Origin of the sequence: Cellulomonas flavigena DSM 20109, from assembly GCF_000092865.1 — a bacterium.
GTDB lineage: Bacteria > Actinomycetota > Actinomycetes > Actinomycetales > Cellulomonadaceae > Cellulomonas > Cellulomonas flavigena.
This window is the reverse complement of the sequence record NC_014151.1, coordinates 1,184,496-1,199,834: the sequence shown is the minus strand read 5'-3', so window position 1 is coordinate 1,199,834 and position 15,339 is coordinate 1,184,496. Positions and strand designations below refer to the sequence as shown.

General features: G+C 73.1%; 15 protein-coding genes. 5 read left to right on the top strand and 10 right to left on the bottom strand.

Features of this window, described 5'->3' with window-relative positions; all coding sequences use genetic code 11:
• Positions 1–12: 12 nt before the first annotated feature.
• Entirely contained in the window at positions 13–1,461 is a 1,449-nt protein-coding gene (locus tag CFLA_RS05460) for a GH1 family beta-glucosidase (protein WP_013116323.1), read from the bottom strand.
• Between the two features lie 246 nt (positions 1,462–1,707).
• Here CFLA_RS05460 and CFLA_RS05455 point away from each other — a divergent pair, with 246 nt between their 5' ends.
• On the top strand, positions 1,708–2,715 hold the full coding sequence (locus CFLA_RS05455) for a LacI family DNA-binding transcriptional regulator (protein ID WP_013116322.1): 1,008 nt from the start codon (positions 1,708–1,710) through the stop codon (positions 2,713–2,715).
• A gap of 14 nt (positions 2,716–2,729) precedes the next feature.
• Here CFLA_RS05455 and CFLA_RS05450 read toward each other — a convergent pair whose 3' ends face one another.
• Positions 2,730–3,974 (bottom strand): N-acetylglucosamine-6-phosphate deacetylase, encoded by a 1,245-nt coding sequence (locus CFLA_RS05450; protein ID WP_013116321.1) that lies wholly within the window; start codon positions 3,972–3,974, stop codon positions 2,730–2,732.
• A 135-nt stretch (positions 3,975–4,109) separates the two neighbouring features.
• On the opposite strand from CFLA_RS05450, the gene CFLA_RS05445 reads away from it, so the two are divergent.
• From CFLA_RS05445 to CFLA_RS18920, 4 genes are all read left to right on the top strand, one after another.
• On the top strand, positions 4,110–4,640 hold the full coding sequence (locus tag CFLA_RS05445) for a hypothetical protein (RefSeq protein WP_013116320.1): 531 nt from the start codon (positions 4,110–4,112) through the stop codon (positions 4,638–4,640).
• 78 nt (positions 4,641–4,718) lie between these two features.
• Complete coding sequence (locus CFLA_RS05440; protein WP_013116319.1) at positions 4,719–5,255, top strand: hypothetical protein; 537 nt, start codon at positions 4,719–4,721, stop codon at positions 5,253–5,255.
• The gene (locus CFLA_RS05435) at positions 5,252–5,734 is read left to right on the top strand and encodes a hypothetical protein (RefSeq protein ID WP_013116318.1); all 483 of its coding nucleotides are present in this window, start codon (positions 5,252–5,254) and stop codon (positions 5,732–5,734) included. Before CFLA_RS05440 ends, CFLA_RS05435 begins: the two co-directional genes overlap by 4 nt.
• Positions 5,731–8,466, top strand: a complete 2,736-nt coding sequence (locus CFLA_RS18920; protein WP_013116317.1) for a LamG domain-containing protein — start codon at positions 5,731–5,733, stop codon at positions 8,464–8,466. Before CFLA_RS05435 ends, CFLA_RS18920 begins: the two co-directional genes overlap by 4 nt.
• 9 nt (positions 8,467–8,475) lie before the next feature.
• Here the strand turns inward: CFLA_RS18920 and CFLA_RS05425 are convergent, their stop codons facing one another.
• From CFLA_RS05425 to atpA, 8 genes are all read right to left on the bottom strand, one after another.
• The gene (locus CFLA_RS05425) at positions 8,476–8,916 is read right to left on the bottom strand and encodes a hypothetical protein (RefSeq protein WP_013116316.1); all 441 of its coding nucleotides are present in this window, start codon (positions 8,914–8,916) and stop codon (positions 8,476–8,478) included.
• Positions 8,913–9,575, bottom strand: a complete 663-nt coding sequence (locus tag CFLA_RS05420) for a TetR/AcrR family transcriptional regulator (RefSeq protein WP_013116315.1) — start codon at positions 9,573–9,575, stop codon at positions 8,913–8,915. Before CFLA_RS05420 ends, CFLA_RS05425 begins: the two co-directional genes overlap by 4 nt.
• 92 nt (positions 9,576–9,667) lie before the next feature.
• Positions 9,668–10,363: an endonuclease NucS gene (gene nucS / locus CFLA_RS05415; RefSeq protein WP_013116314.1), complete on the bottom strand. Its 696-nt coding sequence runs from the start codon at positions 10,361–10,363 to the stop codon at positions 9,668–9,670.
• Between the two features lie 53 nt (positions 10,364–10,416).
• Positions 10,417–10,863: a DUF2550 domain-containing protein gene (locus tag CFLA_RS05410; protein ID WP_013116313.1), complete on the bottom strand. Its 447-nt coding sequence runs from the start codon at positions 10,861–10,863 to the stop codon at positions 10,417–10,419.
• 30 nt (positions 10,864–10,893) lie between these two features.
• Positions 10,894–11,178 carry a F0F1 ATP synthase subunit epsilon gene (locus CFLA_RS05405; RefSeq protein ID WP_013116312.1) on the bottom strand — a complete coding sequence of 95 codons (285 nt, stop codon included), beginning with the start codon at positions 11,176–11,178 and terminating at the stop codon, positions 10,894–10,896.
• 48 nt (positions 11,179–11,226) lie between these two features.
• Positions 11,227–12,708, bottom strand: coding sequence for a F0F1 ATP synthase subunit beta (gene atpD, locus CFLA_RS05400; protein ID WP_013116311.1), 1,482 nt, complete (start codon positions 12,706–12,708; stop codon positions 11,227–11,229).
• A 72-nt stretch (positions 12,709–12,780) separates the two neighbouring features.
• A complete protein-coding gene (locus CFLA_RS05395) occupies positions 12,781–13,677 on the bottom strand; it encodes a F0F1 ATP synthase subunit gamma (RefSeq protein ID WP_013116310.1) in 897 nt (298 codons plus the stop codon).
• 2 nt (positions 13,678–13,679) lie between these two features.
• Positions 13,680–15,308, bottom strand: coding sequence for a F0F1 ATP synthase subunit alpha (gene atpA, locus CFLA_RS05390; protein WP_013116309.1), 1,629 nt, complete (start codon positions 15,306–15,308; stop codon positions 13,680–13,682).
• Positions 15,309–15,339 lie beyond the last annotated feature (31 nt).

The following is a 15,339-nucleotide window of genomic DNA, read 5'->3' as shown; positions in this document are numbered from 1 at the left end:
GGACGGCGGGGGTCACAGCGAGGCGGCGGACTCCGGCGTCGGGATCGTGCCGGTGCGGACGAGCTCGCGGTACCAGCGCGCGGAGTCCTTGAGCGTGCGGACCTGCGTGTCGTAGTCGACGTGCACGACGCCGAACCGGCGGTCGTAGCCGTACGCCCACTCGAAGTTGTCGAACAGGGACCACACGAAGTAGCCCCGCACGTCGACGCCCTTGTCGCGGGCCTCCCCGACGGCGTCGACGTGGTCGTGCAGGTACGCGACGCGGTCGGGGTCGTGGACGCGGCCGTCGTCGGTCACCGTGTCGTAGAACGCGGCGCCGTTCTCGGTGATCGCCAGCGGCAGCTCGGGGTAGCGCTCGTGGAGCTCGAGCAGCAGGTCGACGAGGCCCTGTGGCTCGATGTTCCACCCCATCGCGGTGTGGGGACCCGGCTGCGGGAGCCACTCGACGTTGTCGGCGCCGATCCACGGGCTGACGACGGACGACCGGTGCCCGTCCGGGCCCGGCGTGCCGTCGCCGACGGGCGGCGTGCCGTGCTGGACGCGGCCGGTCGAGTAGTAGTTCACGCCGAGCAGGTCGATCGGGACCCGGATGAGCTCGAGGTCGCCCTCCTGCACGAAGGACCAGTCGGAGATGGCGGCGGTGTCGGCGAACACCCGCTCGGGGTAGGCACCCTCGAGGAGCGGGCCGAGGAAGACCTCGTTGGCGATCGTGTCGATGCGGCGCTTCGCCTCGACGTCGGCGGGTGCGGGCGAGGCCGCCCGGGTGACGTGCAGGTTGAGGGTGATCGAAACGGGCGTGGCAGCACCGAGCTCCTCGCGGATCGCGGTCGCGGCCAGCCCGTGCGCGAGGTTGAGGTGGTGCACGGCGGCGAGCGCGGCGGCCGGGTCGGTCACGCCGGGGGCGTGCACGCCGGAACCGTAGCCGAGGAACGCGGAGCACCACGGCTCGTTGAGCGTCGTCCACAGGTGCACGCGGTCGCCCAGCGCCCGCGCGACGACGCGGGCGTACGCCGCGAACGCCTCGGCGGTCGCACGGTTGGTCCAGCCGCCCGCGTCCTCCAGCGTCTGCGGCAGGTCCCAGTGGTAGAGCGTCACGACGGGCTTGATGTCGGCGGCGATCAGGCGGTCGACGAGGTCGGAGTAGAAGTCCAGGCCGGCCTGGTTGACCTCGCCGGTGCCCGCCGGCAGCACGCGCGACCACGAGATTGAGAACCGGTAGGCCTGCAGGCCGAGGTCCTGCATGATCGCGACGTCCTGCGGCACGCGGTGGTAGTGGTCGACCGCGACGTCACCCGTGTCACCGTCGAGGACCTTGCCCGGCGTGTGGGAGAAGGTGTCCCAGATCGACGGCGCGCGGCCGTCCTCGGCCACGGCGCCCTCGATCTGGTAGGACGCGGTCGCCGACCCCCAGAGGAAGTCGGCGGGGAACGCGCGGCCGGACGGCCTCGTCGTGCTGGTCATGGCATGGCCTCCGGTGGGGGCGGGAGCTGGTGAGGGTCGGCCGGCGGTGGGGGCCGACGGACCCGCGCGGCCTCGGTGCCCGCGGGTCGAATCGATACGATACACAGCCTGGGACCGCTCCCGCACCCCTGGGACGACTCCGCCACGCCGTACCGCCCCACCCTGCCCGGCCCGGCGGGCGCCGCTAGGGTGATCGGCACCACGCGGGGGAACGTCCACCGACGAGCGCGTGACGAACGGAGCGACGTGGCGACCACCATCGACGACGTGGCACGGGCGGCGGGGGTGTCGACCTCCACCGTGTCCTACGTGCTGTCCGGCAAGCGGCCGATCTCCGCGCCCACACGGCAACGCGTCGAGCGCGCCATCCGGGACCTCGGCTACCGCCCGCACGCCGGCGCGCGCGCGCTCGCGTCCAGCCGCACCGACGTCATCGGCCTCATGGCACCCCTGCGGGTCGACGTCGACGTGGCGGTCATCATGCAGTTCGTCACCGGGGTCGTCACGGCCGCCCGCACCTTCGACCACGACGTGCTGCTGCTCACCTCCGACGAGATCGCCGGCATGGAGCGGGTGGCGTTCGGGTCGATGGTGGACGCGTTCGTCATGCTCGACGTCGAGGCGGAGGACCCGCGCGTCCCCGTGCTGGCCGAGCTGAGCCAGCCCGCCGTCCTCATCGGCCTCCCCCGCGACCCCGAGGGCCTGTCCTGCGTCGACCTCGACTTCGCCGCCGTCGGGCGCACCGCCGTCGCGCACCTCGCGTCCCTGGGGCACCGCCGGGTCGCGCTGGTCGGGTCCCCGCGTGCGGTGATGGAACGTCACACCTCGTACGCGGAGCGGCTCGTCGAAGGGTTCACGCTGGGCGCGGCCGACGCGGGCGTCCGGGGCGTCGTCGAGCCGTGCGAGGCATCGTCGGCCGGTGCCGCCGACGCCGTGGCCCGCGTGCTGGCCGACCAGCCCGACGTCACCGGGCTCGTCGTGCACAACGAGCTCGCCCTGCCGTGGGTCCTCTCGGCGCTCCGCGAGCGCGGCCTGCGCGTCCCCGACGACGTCTCGGTGCTGGCCGTGTGCCCGCCCGACGTCGCGCTCGCGCAGCCGCTGCCCATGACGAGCGTCGAGATCCCCGCCCACACGATCGGGCGCGTCGCCGTCGAGATGGCCATGGCGCGCGTCGAGCGCCACGAGCCGGCCGAGATCCGGCTCCTGCCGCCGCAGCTCGTCGAACGCTCGTCGACCGCGCCGCCGGCACGCTGACCGCACGGGTCGCCTCAGGCGACCCAGACACCCCCGCGCGCCACCCGGACCGGGCGCAGGTCGGCCGTCGTGACGAGGAGGTCCGCCCGGCGACCCGGGACGAGGGCACCGACGTCCCGCCGCCCGAGGACGTCGGCGGGCGTGGTCGAGGCGGCGCGGACCGCCGCCACGAGAGGTACACCCGCCGCGACCGTGCCGCGCACGACGTCGAGCAGGTGCGCGGTGCCGCCCGCGATCGCCCCCGCCGACGCCGTGCCGTCCGGCGCGACCTCGAGGACCCGCGCCACGCCGTCGACCACCCGCACGGCGTGCGGGCCCAGGCGGTGGTCGCCGTCGGCCGCACCGGCGGCCGCGACCGCGTCCGTGACCAGCACGACGCCGTCCGGCCCGACGAGGTCGAGCACCGAGCGCACCGTCGCGGGCGCCAGGTGCGTGCCGTCGGCCACGAGCTCGACGACGAGCTCACCGCGCGCCGCTGCCGCGAGGCACGCCGCCACGGGGCCGGGGTCGCGGTGGTGCAGGGGACGCATGCCGTTGAACAGGTGGGTGGCCGTGCCGCGCGCACCCCGCGCCTGCGGCACGGTGGCCAGCAGGTCGAAGGCCCGCGCGATCGCCGCCTCGGTGACCTCGGCGGTCGCGTCGGTGTGGCCCACGGAGGGCAGCGCGCCCGCCCCGACGAGCGCGGCGAGGACGTCGTCGCCCCCGTCGGCCACCCCCGGGACCTCGGGCGCGACCGTCATGGTCAGCAGGTGACCGCGCGCCGCGGCGGCGAGCTCGCGCACGAGGGCCGCGTCCCCCACGCACATGTGGTCGGGGTGCTGCGCACCGCACCGCGCGACCGAGAGGAACGGTCCCTCGAGGTGCACACCCGCGACGACCCCGGCGTCGGCCGCGTCGGCGAGCAGCGCGGTCCGCGTCAGCAGGTCGTCCCGAGGTGCCGTCACCAGCGACGCGACGAGCGTCGTCGTGCCGTGGCGCAGGTGCTCGTCCGCGGCGTGGCGCACGTCCTCGAGCCCGGTCGCGTCGGGAAAGCCCGCTCCCCCGCCGCCGTGGCAGTGCAGGTCGACCAGCCCGGGCAGCACGACCAGACCCGGGGCCGGCGCGGGCAGCAGGTCCTCCGCGACCTCGCCGGACGGCCCCACCCACACGATCGTGCCGGCACGGACCGCGACGACGGCGTCGCGTGCCACCGCGGACGGTGTCACGACGTCGCCGCGGACGAGGACGGCGCCGGCGAGGGCCGGGACGGCGGTCGTCATGACCGCATCCTGTACCCCGCCCGCGCCCGGGGGCGGATCGCCCGTCGGCGGGTCGCTCCCCGCGATCGTGGCGGTTCCTCGGCGCCGGCCAGGTGAGGTGCGCGGACGAGGTCACGTTGGACGAGCGACCTGCCGATGCCGAGATGTCGGCCGGCACGTCGTCCGGCGGCCTTCGGACACCCGGGAGAACCCACGCGCACCACGAAGAAGAAGACGAACCGCGTCGTCCTGGCGACCGGCGCCCTGACGCTCCTGGCCGGCGGCATCGCGTTCGCCTACTGGACGGCCGGCGGCTCAGGGACGGGCGAGGCTGGCACCGGCACCACGGCGCCCCTCACGGCGAACCAGACGAGCACCGTGTCGGACATGGGCCCGGGCATCGGCCCCCAGCCGCTCTCCGGCACGTTCACGAACCCCAACGAAGGCCCGGTGTACGTCGCGACGGTGACGGCGAGCATCGCCGCCGTGGTGGACGTCAACGGCGACCCGGTGGCCGGGTGCAGCACCGAGGACTACACGCTCACCGGCGAGGTGATGACCGTGAACGCCGAGGTCGACACGGGCGACACCTGGGGCGGCGCGACCATCGCCTTCGCGAACGACGCGGCCAGGAACCAGGACGCCTGCAAGGGCGCGACCGTGGAGCTGGCCTACGCCGTCAGCTGACCTGCGCACCTGCCGCGTGGGCGGGTGGACCCGCGTGTCCGCCCGCCCACACGCACGACCGGACCTCACGGCGAGGAGGTGGACGCCCTGAGCACGAGAACCTCGCCGCGCCGCGCGTCCGTCCTCCTGTGGGGCGCGGGCGCTCTCGCGCTCGTCCTCGTGGGCTTCCTGCTCGGCCGCCTCGGCGCAGGACAGGGCGTCACCGGAGCCGGAGCGAGCGGCGTCGACGCCGCCGGCGGCGGCACCTCCCTCGAGATCAGCGGCAGCACCATCCGGGAGCTGCGCCCCGGGACCACGAGCCCGATCGACGTCGCGGTCACCCACCGCGGCGACCAGGCCGTGGTGGTGACCGACCTGGTGGTCGAGATCGTGGACCTCAGCGCACCGCAGGCCGACGACGACCGCCCGTGCACCCCGGCCGACTTCGTGCTGACCCAAGCGCCTGCCTCTCTCGCCGTGGACGTGGACGCCCGGAGCACCGCACGCCTGAGCGGCACCTCCGCCCCTCCCGCCACGTGGCCGCGGATCGAGCTCGTCGACCGGCCCGTCAACCAGGACGGCTGCCAGGGCGCGACCGTCACGCTCGCGTTCACGGCCGTCGGGAGGTCCTCGTGAACGCCCGCGCAGGCACGCGCACCGGGGTGCTCGCGGCCGTGCTCGTCGTCGCCGCGGCCGGCACCTCGTACGCGGTGTGGTCCGCCGCCGGGACGGGCGCGGGGACCGCGACGACCGGCACGACGGTGCCCGTGACCCTCTCCCCCGGGACCCCGACCACCCGGCTCTACCCCGGGGGGACCGCCGAGGTGAGCCTCACGGTGACGAACCCGAACCCCGTCACCCTCGTGGTGCCCGCCCTGCTGCTCGACACGGCCCGGGGCACCGGCGGGTTCGACACGACGTCCGGCTGCGACGTGTCCGCGCTGTCCTTCACGGACCAGACGAACGGTGGTGCGGGGTGGACCGTGCCGCCCCGGGTCGGCGGCGCGGCCGGCACACTCGACGTCACCCTGCCCGCGGCGCTCGCGATGGGCGCCGACGCGCCGGACGCGTGCCAGGGCGCGACGTTCTCGGTGTACCTGCGGGCGGACCCGTGACGCCCCGCCACGCACGGCACCGCGCACGCCGGCTCGTCGCCCCGCTCGTCGTCGTGCTCGTCGTCGCGCTCGGTCTCGGCAGCCAGGCGTGGTGGACGGTGGACTCCGGCGCAGGCGGCCGCGGCGCCGCCGCCGCCGGCAGCGTCGGCCCCGGTTCGGCGCCCACCGTGCTGCTCGACGGCACGAGCGCGACCCTGACCTGGGCGGCGGGGACGCTCGCGTCGGGCGACCCTGCGCCCGGCCACCTCGTGCGCCGCTACGACGCGGACACCCTGGTCGAGCAGACCGTCCTCACGGCGTGCAGCGGCATCGTGCCCGGCACATCCTGCACCGAGGCACCGGTGCCGGCCGGCCGCTGGGTCTACACCGTGACGCCGCGCATCGGTGGCTGGTCCGGCGCCGAGAGCGGCCGCAGCGCCGTGGTCACGGTCGTCGGCGACGACGGCGACGGCCCCACGGGCGGCACGGTGGAGGCCACGGGCCTGACGGCCGGCTACTCGCGCACCACGACACTGACCCTCGTGACGTCGCCCGGCACGGACCCCGCCGGGATCGCGCCCGGCAGCACCCTGCATCGCGCCTCGGCGCCCCTCACCGACGGCACCTGCGGGACGTTCGGCACGGCCGTGCTCGTCGCGACCGACCCCGGCGGGGCGCCGACCGACACCGTGGCGGACCAGTCCTGCCACCGGTACCTGCTCACCGTGGCGGACACGCTCGGCAACACCACGACGTACACCAGCGGCGACGTCAAGGTCGACACGGTCCCGCCGTTCGCCCCCTCGCTGACGTTCTCCGGCTTCTCGAGCACCGCCTGGTCCGGCACCGGGTCGACGGTGCACTACCGGTCGGCCGCGCCGAGCGGCGCCGTGACCCTCACGGCGACCGCCTCCGACACCGCCTCGGGGATCGCGACGTACGTCTTCCCGACGCTCGGCAGCGGCTGGACGTCGACGCCCGGCGGCACCGGCGTCGTCACCTACCGGTGGACCGGGACGCCGGCGGGGCCCGGGACACGCACCGTCACGGCGACCGACCGCGCGGGGAACACCTCCGCGCCCGCGCCCTTCACGCTCGTCGCGGACGACGAGGCACCGGAACCGGGGACGATCGCGTACCCCGACGGCGTCCGGTCGAGCACGACCGTGAGCGTCTCGTTCACCACCGGCACGGACGCCGGCTCGGGCATCGGCTCACGCGTGCTGCAGCGGTCCGACACACCGCTCGTCGGCGGCCTGTGCAGCGCGCCGTGGTCCGCCTGGGTGACCGTCCCGGGCGGCACCGATCCCGCGTCGTCCCCGGTCGCCGACGTCGTGACCAGCGCACGGTGCTACCAGTACCGGTACGTCGTCACCGACCGGGTCGGCAACCAGCGGGTCACGACCGGGCCCGCGATCGTCCGGTTGCGGGCGCCGTACCCGGCCGTGGTCATGAGCACACCCGGCCTGCTCAGCTACTACGAGATGGACGACGGCGGCGAGGTCACGCGCGACACCTTCACGTCGACCGCAGGAGCCACCCTCGAGAGCCGCAGCGGCGAGACCCGGGCGACGTGGCTGCCTCACGGGATCCTCGCCCCCGTGCCGATGGTCGTGACGGACGCAGGCCGGCTCCGGCGGGACGGCGTCGACTCCTACGCCTCCCTGTACCTCGTGTCGGGGACGCCGCCCACGGCCAACTACACCGTCAGCGCCGACATCCATGTGAGGTCGACGGTGCCGAACGACATCGTGGGGGTCGTCGGCCGCGTGGACCCGAGCGTCACCATGGGCACCTACTACGTCGCGCGGTACGAGACGGGGCCCGGCAGGTGGTACCTCTTCCGCGTCGTCGACAACGTCTACACGTACCTCGGTGACCACGCACAGACCCTCACGGCCGGCACGTCGTACCGGTTGTCCCTGGAGATGGTGGGCAGCACGATCCGGCTGCTCGTCGACGGCGTCGCGCGCGTGGCCGTGACGGACACCGCACCGATCCTCGGGCCCGGGCGCGCCGGGTTGGCGTCCGGGTTCGCGTGGGACGTCCCGAACACCGCCCCGATCGTCACCACGATCACCGACTCCACGGGCATGCACCTCGACAACTTCGCGGTGACCGCCTCCCCCGCGCTGTCCGACAGCGTGGGCACGAACCACGGGCAGTACGTCAACGGGCCGCTCCTGCGTCAACCGGGCGCGCTCACCACCGGCGGCGGCGGTGCCGCGACGTTCGACGGGACCGACGACCACGCGCGCCTGGCCCGCCAGCTCCACGCCGACTTCTCGATCGAGTTCTGGTTCAAGGGGTCCTCCGCCGGGGGCGAGAGCAGCGACTGGGAACAGAACACCGGCCTGCTCCACGCGAGCGCCAGCTGGAACAACGCGAACGACTTCGGGATCTCGGTGCGCGCCGACGGCGCCGTCGTGGCGGGCACCTCGGCCGCGAGCGGGAAGGGCAACACCAGCATCACGTCGGCCGCCGGCTACCTCGACGGCCGGTGGCACCACGTCGTCTTCACCCGGCAGAAGTCCGGACCGATCACCCTGTACGTGGACGGCACCACGTCGTCCGGTACGGGAAGCACGGTGGACCTCACCACGGCGACCGACATCAACCTGGCGCGGATCCAGCCGAACCCGGACCAGCCCGCCGCCGGCATCAACCACTTCGCCGGTCAGCTCGACGAGGTCGCCCTGTACACCACGGTGCTGTCACCGGCCACGGTCCAGGCGCACTTCGCCGCGCGGTAGGCCCCGCCGTCAGCACGCGTCGGGACGGCCAGGGCGCTCCGACGCGTCCAGGCGGCGGGCGACGAGGCCGGCGACCACGCCGCCCACGAGCCCGCCGAGCGCGGGCAGGCCGATGAGCTCGTCAGCGACCCCGCCGACCTGCCACGGCCAGGACGACAGCAGCACGCCGGTCTGCACGACGCCGACGAGCAGACCGCAGAGCAGACCGAGACCCGCGTGCACCGGCAGCGACCTGCCCGCGCGGCCGAGCACCGTACGCGCGATCAGCACCAGCGGCACCGCACAGAGCACCGCCGGACCCGCGGCGTAGACGAGCAGCAGCGTCGGAGCGGTGACGACCGTCGCACCCCAGCCGTCGGCCGCCAGCACCTGGCACGCCCGCACCAGCCACACCGTCAGCACCGCCGCCACGACGCCTGCGACGGCCGGCACGGTCCACAGCCGCGTCACGACCGCACCGACGCGACGAGGCGCAGCGCGTCCTGCGCCAGACCGGAGGCGACCGGGAGCCGCGCGAGCCCCACGAGCCGTGCGACGAGCGGCGCGGCCCCGTCGACGAGAGCGTGCGTCCGACGCGCGCCAGGGCTCGGGTCGTGGACCCAGAACACCGTCAGGCCCAGCTGCGCGAGCCACAGGAGCTCGGGCAGGTCCCGGCGGAGCGCCGCGGGCACCGCGGGACGCGCACCCTCGACCACCTCGCGGAACAGCGCCAGGCTGTGCTCGGCCGTCGCCGCGGACGATGCCGAGAACGGGCTCGCGGGCGAGCCCGGCCGGATCGCGGCACCGATCGACTCGACCCCGAACCGGTGGTACGGCGCGAAGACGTCGACCACCGCGTGCCACACGAGACGCAGGCGGTGCGCCAGGTCGCCGCCGTCGGCGAGCAGGGGCCGCACCCGCTCGGCGTGCTCGCGGTTGACCTCGCGGTAGAGCTCCTGCACGAGGTCGTCCTTGGAGCCGAAGTGGTGGTAGGCGTTCCCGACCGCCACTCCGGCCTCCTGCGCGACGACGCGCATCGTCGTCGCGTCGTACCCCCGCTCGCGGAAGAGACGCAGCGCGGTGGCGCGGATCAGCTCGCGGGTCTCCTCCGCGGACCGCCGCGGGCTCACGCGGCCACCGCCGCGTGCAGGGTGCGTCGAGGGCTCATACCCCGAGTGAACATGTTTGGTTGAACATGTTCAAGCCGCCAGGCCGCCCCCCGTCAGAACAGCCGCGAGTCGACGTCGTCGACACCCTTCATCGCGTCGTAGTCCAGGACGAGGCAGGAGATCCCGCGGTCCACCGCGAGCACGCGGGCCTGCGGCTTGATCTCCTGGGCGGCGAAGACGCCGCGCACCGGCTTCAGCAGCGGGTCGCGGTTGAGCAGCTCGAGGTACCGCGTGAGCTGCTCGACACCGTCGATGTCGCCCCGCCGCTTGATCTCCACGGCGACGGTGCCGCCGTCGGGACCCTTCGCGAGGATGTCGACGGGCCCGATCGCGGTCGGGTACTCCCGGCGCACGAGCGTGTGCCCGGTGCCCAGGAGAGCGATCTGCGCCGCGAGGAGCTCCTGCAGGTGCGCCTCGACGCCGTCCTTCACCAGGCCGGGGTCGACACCCAGGTCGTGCGCGGAGTCGTGGTGCACGTCGTACAGGTCGACGACCAGCCGGTCGTCGGACTTGGCGTGCTGCACCGTCCACACCTGCGTGATCCCGGCGGCACGCTGCTCGTCGTCGGGCTCCCCGACCGCGAGCGTGCAGGGCGGGCTCATCCAGTTCAGCGGCTTGTACGAGCCGCCGTCCGAGTGCAGGAGCACCGACCCGTCAGCCTTGACGACGACCAGGCGACGGGCGCGCGGCAGGTGGGCCGACAGCCGTCCCGTGTACCGCGCGGCGCACTCGGCGACGACCAGGCGCATGCGCGCTCTCCTCCAGTTGCTGCGGTTGCGGTGGCGGCGGCCGGCGCAGGGCGTCAGATGACCCTGCCGACCCGGGACGGCGTGGCCTCGAGCCACGACGTGAACCCGGCGTAGGCGTCGGCGGACATCTGCAGCGTGATCTCCCTCGACGGCCCGCCCGAGGACGGGACGACCCGGCAGCGCGCGACGACGGCCTGGGGTCGACCCGCGACCAACGGCAGCACCGTACGCTCGAGCACCTCGATGCTGCTGCGCGACCACACGCGGGCCGGACGCGGGACGATCGAGTAGCGGCGCCACCAGTAGAGCGTCATCGAGCCGTACTGGCCCACGCCGCGCGCGGCCGACGACTCACCCCGGTGCAGCTCCACGAGGATGCACTGGAACGCCCCGACGCGCCGCGACAGCGTGCGTGTGCGCGAGAGCCACAGACCCGCCACGACGACGACGGCGGCGAGCAACGACGCCACGACGACGGCGACCCCTGCCGCACCGCTCACGCCGCGACCTCCACGCCGCCGTCGTCCGCGTCAGTGCCCGGCCGCGGCGGTGCCCGCCGACGTGACCGAGTCGACCACCACCGTCACCTGGTCCGAGTCGACCGACAGGAACCCGCCGTCGACGTGCCAGGACAGCGGCGCGCCACCGCCGGCAGGAACCACCCGCACCGAGCCGGGCCGCAGCACCGACAGGATCGGGGTGTGCCCGGCGAGGATGCCGATGTCACCGTCGGCGGCAGGCGCCGACACCTGGCGCGCGGCGCCGGACCAGACCTTGCCGCCCGCCGCCACGACGTCGACCTCGAGCTGTGCCACCGTGCTGCCTCCTGGAGTCCGTGGGGTACGCCGTCAGTGCCCGCAGGCTCAGACGCCGTACTCCTTCTGGATGCGGGCCCAGTTGCGCTCGAGGTCCTCGAGGCCACCGATGTTGAAGAACGCCTGCTCGGCGATGTGGTCGAACTCGCCCTCGGCGATCTTCTTGAACGCCTCGACCGTCTCGGCCACGGGGACCGTCGAGCCGACGACGCCGGTGAACTTCTCGGCCATGTAGGTGTTCTGGGAGAGGAACTGCTGGATGCGGCGCGCACGCGCGACGATCGTCTTGTCCTCCTCCGAGAGCTCGTCGACGCCGAGGATCGCGATGATGTCCTGGAGCTCCTTGTTGCGCTGCAGGATCGACTTCACCTGCGTCGCGACGTCGTAGTGCTCCTGGCCGACGTACCGCGGGTCGAGGATGCGGCTGGTCGAGGCCAGCGGGTCGACGGCCGGGTACAGACCACGCGAGGCGATCTCACGGCTGAGCTCGGTCGTCGCGTCGAGGTGCGCGAACGTCGTCGCCGGGGCCGGGTCGGTGTAGTCGTCGGCGGGCACGTAGATGGCCTGCAGCGACGTGATCGAGTGACCGCGCGTGGAGGTGATGCGCTCCTGCAGCTGGCCCATCTCGTCCGCGAGGTTCGGCTGGTAGCCGACCGCGGACGGCATGCGGCCGAGCAGCGTGGAGACCTCGGAGCCCGCCTGCGTGAAGCGGAAGATGTTGTCGATGAACAGCAGCACGTCCTGCTTCTGCACGTCGCGGAAGTACTCCGCCATCGTCAGCGCGGACAGCGCGACGCGCAGACGGGTGCCCGGCGGCTCGTCCATCTGGCCGAAGACGAGGGCCGTCTTGTCGAAGACGCCCGCCTCCTCCATCTCGACGATGAGGTCGTTGCCCTCACGCGTGCGCTCGCCGACACCGGCGAACACCGACACACCACCGTGGTCCTGCGCGACGCGCTGGATCATCTCCTGGATGAGGACGGTCTTGCCGACACCGGCACCACCGAACAGACCGATCTTCCCGCCCTGCACGTACGGCGTGAGCAGGTCGATGACCTTGATGCCGGTCTCGAACATCTGCGTCTTCGACTCGAGCTGGTCGAAGGCCGGGGGCTTGCGGTGGATCGGCCAGCGCTCGGTGACCTCGAACTTCTCGCCCTCGGCGAGGTTGAGGACCTCACCGGTGACGTTGAAGACCTTGCCCTTGGTGACGTCGCCGACGGGAACCGAGATCGGCAGGCCCGTGTCACGCACCTGCGCACCGCGGACGAGGCCGTCCGTCGGCTTCAGCGCGATGGCACGGACCAGCGAGTCACCGAGGTGCTGCTCGACCTCGAGCGTCATGGTGAAGGAGCCCTCGCCCTCACCCTGCGCCGAGAGGTCGATGTCGACCTCGAGGGCGTTGTAGATCTCGGGGATCTGGTCCGGCGGGAACTCGATGTCCACGACGGGCCCGATGACCCGCGCGACCCGGCCGACGCCGGGCGTGCCGGCGGTCGCGGCCGTCGCGTCGACGGTGGTGGCGGTCATGTCTGCCTCGCTTCGCTCGTCCGGGCGGCTCGGGCGCCCGGCTGGGGTCGGTGTCGTGCTGGCGTTCAGGGGTCAGGCGGACGCGAGAGCGTCGGCGCCCGACACGATCTCGCTGATCTCCTGGGTGATCTCGCCCTGACGCGCCTGGTTGGCCAGTCGCGTGTAGGTGCGGATGAGGTCCTCGGCGTTGTCCGTGGCCGTGTGCATGGCCCGCTGGCGCGCGGCGAGCTCGGAGGCCGCCGCCTGCAGGAGGTTGGCGTAGATGCGCGTGCGCACGTAGCGCGGCAGCAGCGCGTCCAGCACGTCCTCGGGGCTCGGCTCGAACTCGTACAGCGGCAGCGCGTCGTGCTCGCCTGCGGGCGCGACGCCCTCGACGACCTCGAGCGGCAGCATCCGGATCACCCGGGGGCGCTGCGTGACCATGTTGACGAACTGGGTGAAGACGACATGGACCTCGCCCACGCCACCCTCGTCCGCCGGTGCACGGAACGCCGTCAGGAGCGTGTCCGCGATCTCGTCGGCGACCTCGGGCGTCGGCGCGTCGGAGAACCCGCTCCACTGCCCCGCGAGCTCCCGCTGGCGGAAGGTGTAGTAGGCGACGGCGCGGCGCCCGGAGACGTAGAGCGCCACCTCCTTGCCCTCGGACTCCAGGCGCTGCACGAGCCGCTCGGTCTCGCGGATGACGCTCGCCGAGTAGGCGCCCGCCATGCCACGGTCCGACGCGATGACGAGCACCGCGACGCGCTTCGTGTCGTCCCGCTCCACGAGGAACGGGTGCGACACGTCCGAGTGCGTGGCGACCGCCGACACGGCACGCGTGATCGCGCGCGAGTACGGCGTCGCCATGGCGACCCGGTCACGCGCCTTGCCGATGCGCGAGGCCGCGATGAGCTCCTGGGCGCGGAACATCTTCTTGAGCGACTGGGTGCTCTTGATCCGCGCCTTGTAGACGCGCTGCTGACCCGCCATGCTCAGGCCCGCTTCTGGCGGACGATCTGCTCCTGCTCGACCTCGACGTCGACGTCCTCGTCCGCGGTGCCCACGAGCGGGCTGCCGTCGAACTTCAGGAAGCCCTCGCGGAACTCGTCGATCGCGTCGCCGAGCGCCTTCTCCGTCTGCTCGTCGAGCTTGCCGGTCTCGGCGATCGTCGACAGCACGTCGGTGTTGCGGCGCAGGTGGTCGAGCAGCTCGGTCTCGAAGCGGCGGACGTCCTCGATCGGGACGTCGTCCAGCTTGCCCTTGGTGCCGGCCCAGATGGAGGCGACCTGGTTCTCGACCGGGTACGGCGAGTACTGGCCCTGCTTGAGCAGCTCCATGAGGCGCGCACCACGCGTCAGCTGCGCGCGCGACGCCGCGTCGAGGTCGGACGCGAACATCGCGAACGCCTCGAGCGAGCGGTACTGCGCGAGGTCGAGCTTCAGCGTGCCGGAGACCTGCTTCATCGCCTTGACCTGCGCGGCACCACCGACGCGGGACACCGAGATGCCGACGTCGACGGCGGGGCGCTGGTCGGCGTTGAACAGGTCCGACTGCAGGAAGATCTGGCCGTCGGTGATCGAGATGACGTTGGTCGGGATGTACGCCGAGACGTCGTTGGCCTTGGTCTCGATGACCGGCAGGCCCGTCATCGAGCCCGCGCCCAGCTCGTCCGAGAGCTTGGCGCAGCGCTCGAGCAGACGGGAGTGCAGGTAGAAGACGTCACCGGGGTACGCCTCGCGGCCCGGCGGGCGGCGCAGCAGCAGCGACACGGCGCGGTACGCCTCGGCCTGCTTCGACAGGTCGTCGAACACGATGAGGACGTGCTTGCCCTGGTACATCCAGTGCTGCCCGATGGCCGAGCCGGTGTAGGGCGCGAGGTACTTGAAGCCGGCCGGGTCGGAGGCGGGGGCCGCGACGATGGTCGTGTACTCGAGCGCACCGGCCTCCTCGAGCGCGGAGCGCACCGAGGCGATGGTCGAGCCCTTCTGGCCGATCGCGACGTAGATGCAGCGCACCTGCTTGGTCGGGTCGCCGCTGTCCCAGTTGGCCTTCTGGTTGATGATCGTGTCGATCGCGATCGCCGTCTTGCCGGTCTGACGGTCGCCGATGATGAGCTGACGCTGACCGCGGCCGATCGGGATCATCGAGTCGATGGCCTTGAGGCCGGTCTGCAGCGGCTCGTGGACCGACTTGCGGGCCATGACGCCGGGGGCCTGCAGCTCCAGCGCGCGACGCGCCTCGGTGGCGACCTCGCCCAGGCCGTCGATCGGCTGGCCCAGCGGGTCGACGACACGACCGAGGTAGCCGTCACCGACGGCGACCGAGAGGACCTCACCCGTGCGGCGGACCTCCTGGCCCTCCTCGATGCCGGTGAACTCGCCGAGGACGACGACACCGATCTCGCGCACGTCGAGGTTGAGCGCCAGGCCGAGCGTGCCGTCCTCGAACTTCAGCAGCTCGTTGGCCATCGCGCCGGGCAGGCCCTCGACCTGCGCGATGCCGTCGGCGGCGAGCGTGACCCGACCGACCTCCTCGGTCACCGGGCCCTTCGGCTCGTAGGACTTCACGAAGCTGTCCAGCGCGGAGCGGATGTCCTCCGGCCGGATCGTCAGCTCAGCCATGGCGTTCTCCTCATCTGACGCACGCGTCTCG